The following is an 11,962-nucleotide window of genomic DNA, read 5'->3' as shown; positions in this document are numbered from 1 at the left end:
GTGCCCCGGCAGGCAACGTTCGCCCGTTAAGGAGCGGCGCACCGGGCGTCGCGACGGGGCGAATGTTGCCTGTTGGGGCACTAGCCACGGCCGGCTACTTCGCGCCGCCCACCATCCGCAGCACGAGGTCGGCGTAGAGCACGCCGACCTCGTCGGGCGTGCGCGGGCCGTTGACGTTGAACCAGCGGGCCACGTCGATGCAGAGCGACAGCACCGCGAGGGTGGTGCCCTGGACGTCCAGGACGTCGAACTCGCCGGACGCCACGCCGTCCTCGATGATCCCGCGCACCTCGGCGTTGACCTGCCGGCGCAGGCCGAGGATCTCGGCGCGGGCGTCGGGGCCGAGCGAGTCCAGTTCGTACTGCACGACCTTGGCGGTGGTACGTCCGCCCGCGTGCCAGCGGACGAAGGAGCTGACGGCGTCGGCGAGCCGCTCGGTGGCGGTGCCCTCGCGCCGGGCCGCCGTCTGCAGGATCTCGAGCGCCTTCTCGTGGCCGATCCTGCTGATGCGGTGGAGCAGCTCTTCCTTGGTCTTGTAGTGGATGTAGAGCGCGGCGGGGCTCATGCCGGCGCGGCCCGCGATGTCGCGGGTCGTCGTGGCGTGGTAGCCGCGTTCGGCGAAGGCCTCCACCGCGGCGATGAGCAGCCGCCGTGCCGCGTCGGGCGTGACCTCGCCCCACGCCGACGTCTCGCCGCCGGCCGTCTCCTCCGCCGTACTCATCGCTCGCTCGCCCCTCTCGATGACAGAGTCACCACCATACCGCTGAAGCTGAGCGGGCGCTTAGCGTGCCCGCTCAGCACGCCGGAACCCAGAGGTCGTCGGAACACAGCGGTCAGAGTTTTCAGAGCTTCTCGAACGGCCGGTACGCCCGCTCCACCGCCTCCTGCCGGTCCCGGATCACCTTGGCCAGCGTGAAGGCGGAGGTGACGAGGTAGAGGACCGCGATGGCGAGGAAGGCCCGCACCCAGGCGTCGGCGTTCAGCCTGAAGATGCCGATGGCGGTCGCGGCCATGGCGACGGCGAAGGAGGCGACGGCCTGGCCGTAGAACGCGGCCGTGTTCTGCTGTTTGCCCGGTGTGTCACTCATGGGGACAAGGATCGGCGGACGTGGCCCCCGCCACATCCGCACACCTACTCAGTTCGCCTACTCAGAACGCCGAAACCCCCGTCAGCGCCCGCCCGATGACCAGCTTCTGGATCTGGCTCGTGCCCTCGTAGAGGGTCATCACGCGGGCGTCGCGGAGCAGCTTGCCGGCCGGGTACTCGTCGATGTAGCCGTAGCCACCGAAGACCTGGAGGGCGTTGTTGGCGGCCCGGACGGCGGCCTCGGAGGCGAAGAGCTTGGCCTTGGAGGACTCGACGGTGAAGGGCAGGCCGCGGTCGATGAGGTCGGCGACCCGCCAGGTCAGCAGCCGGGCCGCGTCCACGTCGACGGCGATGTCACTGATCAGCTCCTGGACCAGCTGATGGTGGGCGATGGTCTTCCCGAACTGCTCACGCTCACCGGCATACCGGACGGCCACGTCCAGCGCGGCCTGCGCTATGCCGACGCACCCCGCCGCCACCGACATCCGCCCCTTCGCCAGCGCCGACATCGCGACCGAGAACCCCTTGCCCTCGGGAGCCAGCATCGCGGACGCCGGGACGCGCACGTCCGCCAGCACCAGCTCGGCGGTGGCCTGGCCGCGCAGGCCGAGCTTGCCGTGGATGGTGCGGCGGGTCAGGCCGGGGGTGTCGGTGGGGACCAGGAAGGCCGAGACGCCCTTGTGGCCCGGCGCGTCCGTGGAGCGGGCGAACAGCAGGACCACGTCGGCCCAGGTGCCGTTGGTGATGAACATCTTGGTGCCGTTGATGACGTACTCTCCCCCGCTCTCGGCTCCGCTCGAGCGGGAGGTACCCCCATCGTCCCGGACCGCGCGCGTGGCGAGGTTGCCCGCGTCGGATCCGGTGCCCGGCTCGGTGAGGCCGAAGCAGCCGACGTACGCCCCGGAGGTGAGCCCCGGCAGCCAGCGTCGCTTCTGTTCCTCGCTCCCCCACGCGGCGATGGTCTTGGCGACCAGGCCGAGCGAGACGGACACGATCCCGCGCACGGACGAGTCCCCACGGCCGAGTTCCTCCGTCACCAGGCAGTACGCGAGATGGTCGCCGCCGGAGCCGCCGTACTCCTCGTCGATCGTCAGGCCCAGGAAGCCGACCTCGCCGAGCTTCTTGACGAGCGAGCGGTCGACCTCCTCGGCGCGATCCCAGGCGACGACATGGGGGGTGATCTCGCGGTCCACGAAGTCCCGGGCGAGCTGCCGTACGGCGCGCTGCTCCTCGCTGAGCTCCAGGTTCATGCCGAGTCACCCCACAGATAGCGGACCTTGAAAACCGTACATTTAAATTAGCACTGCTAGTTTCTGTTGGGCAGCCCTACTATGTGCGCCATGGCCCGACCGCGCAAGCCCCTCCTCAGCACCGACCGGATCGTCGAGACGGCCCGCGCGCTCGTGGACGCGGAGGGTCTCGCGGCCGTCTCCACGCGCCGGCTCGCCGCCGAGCTGGGGGTCAGCGGGCCTTCCCTCTACAACCACTTCCGGACCAAGGACGAGATCCTGGAGGCGGTCGCCGACTCGGTGAGCGCGCAGGTCGACCTGTCGATGTTCGAGGGCGGCCGGGACTGGCGGACCGCGCTGCACGACTGGGCCGTCTCCTACCGGGCCGCCCTGCGCGACCACCCGAACATCGTCCCGGTCCTGGCCCAGGGCCCCGGCCGCCGGCCCGCCGGTCTGCGCCTCGCGGACGCGGTCTACGGCGCGATGGTCGACGCGGGCTGGCCGCCGGCGCAGGCCACGTCCATCGGCGCGCTGATGCGGTACTTCATCATGGGCTCGGCGCTCGGCTCGTTCGCCGGGGGTTTCGTGGACGACGAGAGCGCGTACGACCCCGCCGACTATCCGCACCTCGGGCAGGCCCATCTCCTCGCCGAACAGCAGGAGAAGATCGACGAGCGGGCCTTCGAGACCGGGCTGACCGCGCTGCTGGACGGGCTGGCACAGCAGTACGAACAGGTCGGGCGGGCCGTGTAGGACGACACTTCGGCGGGCGCCGAAGTGTGCGTGTCCCATGCTGGGACGCATGACCGACAGGGATCCCCGGGCTGATCCCCGGGCGCCGCACCTCGCCCGGCTCGCCTCGCTCCTCGCCGACGAGACCCGGGCCGCGTGTCTGTTGGCGCTGCTCGACGGGCGGGCCTGGACGGCGGGTGAGCTGGCGCGGCATGCCGGCGTCGCCGCGTCGACGCTGAGCGAGCATCTGGGCAAGCTCGTCGCGGGTGGGCTGCTGGCGGAGGAGCGGCAGGGGCGGCATCGGTATGTGCGGCTCGCCGACGCGCGGGTCGCGCAGTTGGTGGAGGACCTGGCCGCGCAGGTGTCGCCGGGTGCGGTCGTGCGGCCGCGGAATCTGCGGGCGGCCAATGCGGGGTCGGCCATGGCGCGCGGGCGCACCTGCTACGACCATCTTGCCGGGCGGCTCGGTATCGCCCTCACCGATGCGATGACGGTGCGCGGGCTGCTGGTGCAGGACACCGGGTTCGCGCTCACGGATGCGGGGCTGGGGTGGTTCGACGCGGTGGGTATCCGGCTTGAGCGGACCGGGCGGCGGGCGCTGGCGCGGGGGTGCCTCGACTGGACGGAGCGGCGGCCTCATCTCGCGGGGGTTGCGGGGGCGGCGCTTTGTCGGCATGTGCTGGAGGTGGGGTGGTGTGTGCGGGTCGGGTCGGAGCGGGCCGTAAAAGTGACGGAGGTGGGTGAGCGGGCGCTTTGGGAACTGCTCGGTGTTGAGTTGCCAAGCGGTTGAGGGGGTGGAGGGCCTTGTGGTGTGCCGGGTGCGGGCCGTTTGTGGCTGGTCGCGCCCACGCGGCGGAGCCGCATATTTGATACGGCCCCGCGCCCCTTACGGGGCGCTCCAAGTACCCCGTCCGAAAATCGCGAGCCCTGCGTCACAGTCCCTTCCCAGCCTCTGGAGCATGATGACCACCTTCCGTCGTACGGAACTGCTCGCCGCCGGGGCCGCCGCCGTCACCGTTGTGCTGTGGGCCTCTGCCTTTGTCTCCATTCGCAGTGCCGGTGAGGAGTACTCGCCGGGGGCGTTGGCGTTGGGGCGGCTGGTCGCCGGGTCGGTGGTGCTCGGGGTTATCTGGGCCGTGCGTCGGGAAGGGTGGCCGCCCCGGTCGGCCTGGCGCGGGATCGTGATATCCGGGCTGTTGTGGTTCGGCTTCTACAGCGTGGCGCTGAACTGGGGCGAGCAGCAGGTGGACGCCGGTACGGCCGCCCTGGTCGTGAACACCGGGCCGATCCTCATCGCCCTGCTCGGTGCGCGGCTGCTCGGTGATCCGATGCCGCCGCGGCTGCTCGCGGGGATGGCGGTGTCGTTCGCGGGTGCGGTGGCGGTGGGGCTGTCGATGTCCGGTGAGGGCGGGGCCTCGGTGCTCGGGGTGGTGCTCTGCCTGCTCGCGGCCGTCGCCTACGCCGGCGGTGTCGTGGCGCAGAAGCCTGCGCTCGGGCAGGCGAGCGCTCTGCAAGTGACGACGCTCGGGTCTCTGGTCGGAGCGGTGGTGTGTCTGCCGTTCAGCGCGCAGCTGATCGACGAGGCCGCCGGCGCCCCGATGTCCGCGACGCTCAACATGGTCTACCTCGGCGTCTTTCCGCTGGCCCTCGCCTTCACCACCTGGGCCTACGCCCTCGCCCGTACGACCGCGAGCCGCATGGGCGCGACCACCTACGCCGTGCCCGCGCTGGTCGTCCTGATGTCATGGCTGGCGCTCGGTGAGGTGCCGGGGCCGCTCACGCTGGCGGGCGGGGCGCTGTGTCTGGCGGGAGTTGCCGTGTCGCGGTCCCGGCCACGGGCCGCGGCTCCGGTGGTCGTACCGGAGCCGCGGCCCGCGAAGGCGGCGGACTCAGCGTGAACGCGCCCTGTCCGCGAGGACCTTGATGGACAGCAGGGCGATCACCGCGAGCCCGATGATGTAGGCGGAGACGGACATCGACGTGCCCGTCGTCTCCAGCAGCAGCACCATGAGGAACGGCGCGAGGCCGCCGCCGAACACGGCCGCGATCTGGTAGCCGAGGGAGGCGCCCGTGTAGCGCATCTCGGGCGTGAACAGCTCGGCGAACAGGGCGGCCTGGGGGCCGTACATGATGCTCAGGAAGCAGCTGGCGACGAACGTGCCGACCGCCAGCCACAGCAGCGAGCCGGTGTCGATCAGCAGGAACATCGGTACGGCCCACAGGGCGATGCCGGCGGCGCCGAAGCCGTAGATCCGGATGCGGCCGATGCGGTCGGAGAGCGCGGCGGCGGCCGGGATCATCACGAGCTGGGTGAGGCTGACGCAGAGCGAGACGGTGAGGACCGCGCCGCGCTTCATGTCGAGTTCGCGGGTCGTGTAGTCGAGGACGCCGGTGATGAGGATGTAGAAGGTCGCGGTGTTCACGGCGAAGGAGCCGCCGGCCAGCAGGACCGTGCCGAGGTGGTCGCGCATGATCGTGCGGAGGGGGGAACTCTTCTCGGCCTTCTCCTTCTCCGCCAACGCCCGTTCGGCCTGCCGGAATTCGGGGGTCTCCTCGACGCGCGTGTGGATGTACCAGGCGAGGACGAGGACGAACAGGCCGATGAGGAACGGGACGCGCCAGGCCCAGGCCGCGAACGCGCTGTCCGAGGTGAAGGCGCCGGCGAGCAGGAAGACCGAGTTGGCGGTCACCACGCCGATGGGGACGCCGAGCTGGACGACGCTGCCGTAGACCCCGCGCTTGCCCTCGGGGGCGTACTCGGTGGCCAGCAGCATCGCGCCGCCCCACTGCGCGCCGACCGCGATGCCCTGGACGACGCGGAGGGTGACCAGCAGGACGGGGGCGGCGACGCCGATCGTCTCGTACGTCGGGAGCAGGCCGATGCCGGTGGTGGCCAGGCCCATGAGCGTGAGCGCCAGCACCAGCATCGGCTTGCGGCCGCGCCTGTCGCCGAGCTGGCCGGCGACGATGCCGCCGATCGGGCGGGCCAGGAAGCCGACGGCGAAGGTGGCGAAGGAGGCGAGGACGCCGGCGGTGGGGCTGCCGGCCGGGAAGTACAGGTCACCGAGGACCAGGGCGGCCGCGATGCCGAAGACGAAGTAGTCGTACCACTCGACGGCCGAGGCGAGGGCTGCGGCGGTGGCGACGCGGCGGTGGTTGGCCTTGGGGAGGGCCGTGGTGGGGAGCGGTTGAGCGGGGTGAGCGGTGCCCATGCGTGCACACTCCGGTGGGTGCGTTGGGGACGTTCCCGGGAACATACTGACCGGACGGTATGGAGGTCAACGGGTGTGCACGGAGTAGAAAAATGAGGCTGGGGACGACAGTCCCCAGCCCCTCGTCGACCGTGAGCGCTAGAAGACCACCAGCGCCCGCCCTCCCTTGCCCGCCAGCATGTTCTCGAACGCCGCCGGGATGCCCTCCAGCGCGATCCGCTCCGTCACCAGGGCGCCGAGGTCCAGGCGGCCCTCCCGTACGTGCTCGGCCAGGACCGGCAGGTCCCGCGCCGGGTCCGAGTTGCCGTAGACGCAGCCGGACAGGGTTCTGCCCCAGTGGAAGATCTCCAGGGCGTTGAAGGTGACCTGCTGGTCCTTGCCGCCGATGCCTACGACCGTGGTCCGCCCGCCTCGGCGGGTGGAGTCCCAGGCGGTGCGGATGGTGGTCGCGCGGCCCACGCACTCGACGGCCACGTCCACGCCCTGTTTGCCGGTCAGCCCTCTGATCTCGCGGGCCGTGTTCTCGGACGCGACGACGTAGTCGGTGGCTCCCGCCGAACGCGCCAGCTCCTCCTTCTCCGGGGAGACGTCGACCGCGATGATCTTCGCGGCGCCCGCGATCCGGGCCGCCTGGAGCGCCGCGAGGCCCACTCCCCCGACGCCGTACACGGCGACCGTCTCGCCCGGCCGGACCTGCGCCGAGTGGTGGACGGCGCCGTAGCCGGTGAGGACGGCGCAGCCGAGGAGAGCCGCGTCCGCGAGGGGTACACCCTCCGGGACGGGCAGGACGCAGCCCGCCGACACCACCGTCTCCTCGGCGAACGCGGCGACGTTCAGGCCGGGGTGGAGGTCGGTGCCCGTCACGGTCCTGGCGTAGACGTCGGCGGCGCCGTTCAGGGCATTGCCGCACAGCCAGACCTCGCCGAGTGAGCAGGCGTGGCAACTGCCGCAGGACGGGGCCCAGTTGAGGACGACGCCGTCGCCGGGTGAGACGCGGGTGACGTCCTCGCCGACAGCCACGACCGTGCCCGCGCCCTCGTGGCCGAGGACGGCCGGGACGGGCACCCGCATGGTGCCGTTGGACAGGGACAGGTCGGAGTGGCAGACACCGGCGGCGGCAAGACGGACCTGGACCTGGCCGGGGCCGGGGGCCGGGAGGTCGATCTCGGTGATGTGCAGAGGGGCGCCTACGGCGGGCAGGACGGCGGCTCGAACCACGACAACGCTCCTCAGAACTGCAGGGACTTGGTCTGGAGGTACTCGGACAGGCCGTGCGCGCCGAGTTCGCGGCCGACGCCGGACTGCTTGTAACCGCCGAAGGGGGCGAGCGGGTTGAAGCGGCCGCCGTTGATGTCGACCTGGCCGGTGTCCATACGGCGGGCGAAGGCCACCGCCGTCGCCTCGTCGGCCGCCCAGACGGCGCCGCCGAGGCCGTAGACCGTGCCGTTGGCGATGCGCAGGGCGTCCTCCTCGTCCTCGTAGGGGAGGATCGCCAGGACCGGGCCGAAGATCTCCTCCTGGGCGATGGTCATGTCCGGGGTCACCTCGGCGAAGACCGTCGGACTGACGAAGTAGCCGTGCTCGTAAGGAGATTCGAGGCCGCCCGCGACCAGCCGCGCGCCCTCGGCCACGCCCTTCTCGATGTAACTCCGCACCCGCGCCTGCTGTTTGGCGCTCACGACCGGGCCGATGCGGTCGCCGTACTTGGCGGCGGCCGTGGCGGCGAGCTCGACCGCCTCCTCGCACTGGTCCCGGTGCACCAGCATCCGTGTCCAGGCGCTGCACGTCTGACCGGAGTTGGACATGACGTTGGCGACTCCGACGTTGACCGCCTTGGCGAGGTCGGCGCCCGGCAGGATCACGTTGGCGGACTTGCCGCCGAGCTCCAGGGCGACCTTCTTGACGGCGGCGCCCGCGGTGGCGCCGATCTGCCTGCCGACTGCCGTGGAGCCGGTGAAGGAGACCAGGTCGACGTCCGGGTGCTCGGCGAGTGCCTGGCCGGCGACCGGGCCGAGGCCGGTGACCAGGTTGAAGACGCCGGCCGGGATGGCTGCCTCGTGCACCGCCTCCGCGAAGAGCTGGGCGGTCAGCGGGGTGTCCTCGGCGGGCTTGAGGACGACCGTGCAGCCCGCCGCCAGCGCCGGGGCGACCTTGGCGACGATCTGGTGGAGGGGGTAGTTCCAGGGCGTGATGGCGCCGACCACGCCCACGGGTTCGTGGTGGACGGTCGAGTTGCCGACCTTCTCCTCGAAGGCGTACGTCGCCGCCAGTTCGGCGTAGGAGCCGGCGACCGCGATGGGCAGGCCCGCGTGGACCGCGTGCGACAGCTTCAGGGGTGAGCCGAGTTCGGCCGTCACCGTCTCGGCGATCTCGTCCTCGCGGGCCACGAGGACGTCCCGGAGGGCGGCCAGGCGCGCGGCCCGTTCGGCGGGCGGGGTCGCGGCCCAGCCCGGCAGGGCGGCTCGGGCGGCCCGTACGGCGGTGTCGACGTCCTCGGCGGTACCGGCCGGGACCCGGCCGACGACCTGCTCGTCGACCGGGTTCACGACCTCGATCGCGTCCTGGCCGGCGGCGGCGCGCCATGCGCCGTCGATGTACATCCCGTCGTGTGCCTTCATCGTGCTTCCTCCCGGGCGGGGCCGCGTCGTCGTCCGGCTCATAAACTAGCGGCGTTAGTTTTTGGGCGCCAGACACCCCATGAGATCAGACGGTCGCACCCACGCGGCGGTAGCCCGCAGATTCAGCACAGCCCCGCGCACCTTCAGGGCGCGGTCGAACCGCACCCGCACCAAGCCCGCCTGGCGTGGTCTACCAAGTTCGTCGGTAGTGCTCCGCCGTTCACGGTGGAGGTGAAGGTCGGGGCGGCATTCCGGCGGAGCCGGAGTGAGCGTGGTCAGGTCGGGCGTTGCTGCTGCCGGATGTACTGCTTGACGACGGTGAGGGGCGCTCCGCCGCAGGAGGCGGCGAAGCACGACGGTATTTGGTCAGAAACACCAAGTGGGCATGGAGGTTGTAGACCACATGACGACCGGCTCTGACATCTCCGTTCGGCGTCCAGCGAGGTGACACAAACCAACGCTGGCGTCGACGCCCATGGGGCAACAGGACAGCCGGCAAGGGCTGGTGAAGCGGCAGTCCGGGCATCGTGCCCGGCTGGCGCTCGACCCTGCCCAGGTGGCGGTCCTGGACGCACAAGGGCATGCGGCGCGCACCACCTGGAACCTGCTGCACGACTGGTGGACGATGCTCCCGAAGGCGAAGCGGACCCTGGCGGCGGCCGACGGGGTCATCCGCCAGGGGCCGCAGGGAGCTGGACTGGCTCGGCGTGCGGCCCGCGCAGGCCGCCCAGGCCGTGCTGAAAACCTACTTCCAGGCATGGAAGAACGGCTGGGAGGGCCGGGCTCAGGCACCAGAGTTCAAGGCCCGCTTCCGCACGAGGATGAGCATCGACACCCCGCAGGGCCGCGACCTGCACGTGGTGCGGGTGCACCGCCGGTGGGGCATGGTCGACATCCCCGAGCTCGGCCGGGTCCGCTTCTGCTGGACCAAAGACCTCCCCGTCGGCAAGCACGCGGACAAGGACAACAAGATCACCGGGGCGCGGCTGGTCAAGGACGCCCTGGGTCGGCACATCGCCTTCCGCGTCACCACCCTGGCCCCCGCCCCCGGCCCGCATCCCGGCCCGGAGGCCGGCATCGGCGCCGGCATCGGCGCCGGCATCACCGTCCCGCCGGCCCTGTCCGACGGCGAAACCGCCCAACACGGCCTTTGGCTGCTCGCCCGCCGGGGCGGACTCCTGGCCGAGGTCCCCGCCCCGGGCACCTCCCAGGAATGCGCCCAGTGCCACACAGTGACCCCGGGCAACCGGAGGAACCAGGCCGAGTTCGTGTGCAACAACCCCGCGTGCGGCTGGGAAGGCAACGCCGACACCAACGCCGCCCACACCGTGCTTCACCGACACCGGACGGGCCACGCGCTCGTCCCGGCTGCCGGGAGGGCAGTCGTCAGGCGCGCTTCGAACGGCGTCAAACCCGCCACCGCAAGGTAGGCAGGAACCTCCCGGATTCATCCGGGAGAGAGCTTCAATCCTCCAGGTCGGGCAGCCGCGCCGGGGCCGGGCAGATCCGTTCGCCGTGCTGGTCGAAGACGAACAGGTGCGCGATGTCGACGAGCAGGGGCACCTGCATGCCGTGCCGGAGTTCGAGGTCGGGGGTGGTGCGGACGATGAGGTCGCCGGGGAGGCGGCCCTCGGGCGGGGCGGGGTCCCGGGCGTCCGCCGGGTCGTCCAGGACCACCACCGGGCCGGCCCGCAGGGCGCCGGCGCGTTCCTTCAGACGGCCCAGGACCCTGCCGCCCTCGCGGCGGCGCCGGGTCCGGCGGGCGGGGCGCGGGGCCTCCAGGTCCGGTACGACGGCGGGGCTTGAGCCGGTGTTGAAGTGGACGAGGACCTCGTGGCCCTGGAACTCCACATGCTCGACCAGTCCGCTGATCGGCACCTCGCCGGGGCGGGCGGAAGCCGGTTTGGCGAGCCGTACGGCCTCCGAGCGCAGGCCCACGATGACCTCGCGGCCCTGCTGGACGCGGAGCAACTGGTGGTCCAGGGAGAGGGGTTCGGGCAGCCGGAGGGCCTGCCGGCCCAGGCCGATGGTCATCGCGCCGTCCAGCGGGGCGCGGACGACACCGCGCAGGAGGTTGATGCGCGGGGTGCCGATGAAGGCGGCGACGAAGACGTTGCGGGGTAGCGCGTAGACCGAGCGTGGGGTGCCGAGCTGCTGGAGGACACCGCCGCGCAGGACGGCGACGCGGTCGCCGAGCGACATGGCCTCGGACTGGTCGTGGGTGACGTAGACCGTGGTGACGCCCAGCTCCCGGGTCAGCTTGGATATCTCGGCGCGCAGCCGGTTGCGGAGCTTGGCGTCCAGGTTGGACAGCGGCTCGTCCATCAGGAAGGCGGAGGGGTGCCGGGCAATGGCCCTGCCCATGGCGACACGCTGGCGTTCGCCGCCGGAGAGCTGGCCGGGGAGGCGGTCGAGGAGGTCCTCGATGCCCAGCATCCGGGCGGTGGCGTCCACGCGGGGGCGCGGGTCCGCGCCGGGGGCCTCGACGCGCAGCGGGAAGCCGATGTTGGCCCGGCTGGTCATGTTCGGGTAGAGGGCGAAGTTCTGGAAGACCATCGCCATGTCCCGCGCGGACGGCGCCAGGTCGTTGGCGTACTCGCCGTCCAGCAGCAGCTCGCCCTCGTCGATCTCCTCAAGACCGGCGATCATCCGGAGCACGGTGGACTTGCCGCAGCCGGAGGGTCCGAGCAGGACGAGGAACTCGCCGGGCTCGATGTCCAGCGAGAGCCGGTCCACCACGCGGACGCCCTTGGCGTAGCTCTTGCTCACGTCGTGCAGAGAGATGGCGCGTGTCATGACGGTGCCCCCGGGGGCGGAATCAGGCGCTGGTGCTCCGCGGTCGAAGAGCCCCGAGCGGGTCGAACGGGGCTGTGGGTCACGGAAGTTAACGGATTGTGTGCGGCCGAGGGAAGGGAACGGGCGGGATCGGGCGCTCCGGTCCACCAAGTGAGAAAGCGGACGGTCGGATTCAGCGCTCGGGCTGTGGACGCGGCTCGCGGATCCGCGTGAGGTGGGCGAACACGACCACGTTGCCGGCGTAGCCGGTCTTGCGGTCGTAGGCGCCGCCACGGGTGATCAGGCGGA

10 protein-coding genes and 2 pseudogenes are annotated in these 11,962 nt (G+C 71.5%); 4 read left to right on the top strand and 8 right to left on the bottom strand.

The window, feature by feature from the left end:
* Positions 1-94: 94 nt before the first annotated feature.
* The 3 genes from AQJ91_RS36710 to AQJ91_RS36700 all read right to left on the bottom strand — a co-directional run bounded on the left by AQJ91_RS36710 (position 95) and on the right by AQJ91_RS36700 (position 2,337).
* Positions 95-721, bottom strand: a complete 627-nt coding sequence (locus AQJ91_RS36710; protein ID WP_067030499.1) for a TetR/AcrR family transcriptional regulator — start codon at positions 719-721, stop codon at positions 95-97.
* A 121-nt stretch (positions 722-842) separates the two neighbouring features.
* A complete protein-coding gene (locus AQJ91_RS36705; RefSeq protein ID WP_067030496.1) occupies positions 843-1,088 on the bottom strand; it encodes a YiaA/YiaB family inner membrane protein in 246 nt (81 codons plus the stop codon).
* A 61-nt stretch (positions 1,089-1,149) separates the two neighbouring features.
* Positions 1,150-2,337, bottom strand: a complete 1,188-nt coding sequence (locus tag AQJ91_RS36700) for an acyl-CoA dehydrogenase family protein (RefSeq protein ID WP_067030493.1) — start codon at positions 2,335-2,337, stop codon at positions 1,150-1,152.
* A gap of 90 nt (positions 2,338-2,427) precedes the next feature.
* Between AQJ91_RS36700 and AQJ91_RS36695 the strand changes: the two genes are divergently transcribed.
* The 3 genes from AQJ91_RS36695 to AQJ91_RS36685 all read left to right on the top strand — a co-directional run bounded on the left by AQJ91_RS36695 (position 2,428) and on the right by AQJ91_RS36685 (position 4,946).
* Positions 2,428-3,069 carry a TetR/AcrR family transcriptional regulator gene (locus tag AQJ91_RS36695; RefSeq protein ID WP_067030490.1) on the top strand — a complete coding sequence of 214 codons (642 nt, stop codon included), beginning with the start codon at positions 2,428-2,430 and terminating at the stop codon, positions 3,067-3,069.
* Positions 3,070-3,106: 37 nt separating this feature from the next.
* Positions 3,107-3,838 (top strand): ArsR/SmtB family transcription factor, encoded by a 732-nt coding sequence (locus AQJ91_RS36690; RefSeq protein WP_407696979.1) that lies wholly within the window; start codon positions 3,107-3,109, stop codon positions 3,836-3,838.
* 172 nt (positions 3,839-4,010) lie between these two features.
* Complete coding sequence (locus AQJ91_RS36685) at positions 4,011-4,946, top strand: DMT family transporter (protein WP_067030487.1); 936 nt, start codon at positions 4,011-4,013, stop codon at positions 4,944-4,946.
* On the opposite strand, the gene AQJ91_RS36680 is transcribed toward AQJ91_RS36685, so the two are convergent.
* The 4 genes and pseudogenes from AQJ91_RS36680 to AQJ91_RS58780 all read right to left on the bottom strand — a co-directional run.
* Positions 4,938-6,260 carry an MFS transporter gene (locus AQJ91_RS36680; RefSeq protein WP_067030485.1) on the bottom strand — a complete coding sequence of 441 codons (1,323 nt, stop codon included), beginning with the start codon at positions 6,258-6,260 and terminating at the stop codon, positions 4,938-4,940. The genes AQJ91_RS36685 and AQJ91_RS36680 overlap by 9 nt on opposite strands.
* A gap of 138 nt (positions 6,261-6,398) precedes the next feature.
* The gene (locus AQJ91_RS36675; protein WP_067030482.1) at positions 6,399-7,478 is read right to left on the bottom strand and encodes a Zn-dependent alcohol dehydrogenase; all 1,080 of its coding nucleotides are present in this window, start codon (positions 7,476-7,478) and stop codon (positions 6,399-6,401) included.
* Between the two features lie 11 nt (positions 7,479-7,489).
* Positions 7,490-8,878 carry an aldehyde dehydrogenase family protein gene (locus AQJ91_RS36670; protein ID WP_067030479.1) on the bottom strand — a complete coding sequence of 463 codons (1,389 nt, stop codon included), beginning with the start codon at positions 8,876-8,878 and terminating at the stop codon, positions 7,490-7,492.
* A 352-nt stretch (positions 8,879-9,230) separates the two neighbouring features.
* Positions 9,231-9,329, bottom strand: a pseudogene (locus AQJ91_RS58780) (IS200/IS605 family transposase); the annotation flags it as partial.
* 24 nt (positions 9,330-9,353) lie between these two features.
* Between AQJ91_RS58780 and AQJ91_RS36665 the strand changes: the two are divergent.
* Positions 9,354-10,308, top strand: a pseudogene (locus AQJ91_RS36665) (zinc ribbon domain-containing protein).
* 34 nt (positions 10,309-10,342) lie between these two features.
* On the opposite strand, the gene AQJ91_RS36660 reads toward AQJ91_RS36665, so the two are convergent.
* A complete protein-coding gene (locus tag AQJ91_RS36660; protein WP_067030476.1) occupies positions 10,343-11,674 on the bottom strand; it encodes an ABC transporter ATP-binding protein in 1,332 nt (443 codons plus the stop codon).
* Positions 11,675-11,962 lie beyond the last annotated feature (288 nt).

It is taken from the genome of Streptomyces dysideae (assembly GCF_001514305.1).
GTDB classification, from domain to species: Bacteria; Actinomycetota; Actinomycetes; order Streptomycetales; family Streptomycetaceae; genus Streptomyces; species Streptomyces dysideae.
The sequence above is the reverse complement of the archived record's forward strand: the minus strand, read 5'-3'. Positions and strand labels throughout refer to the sequence as shown.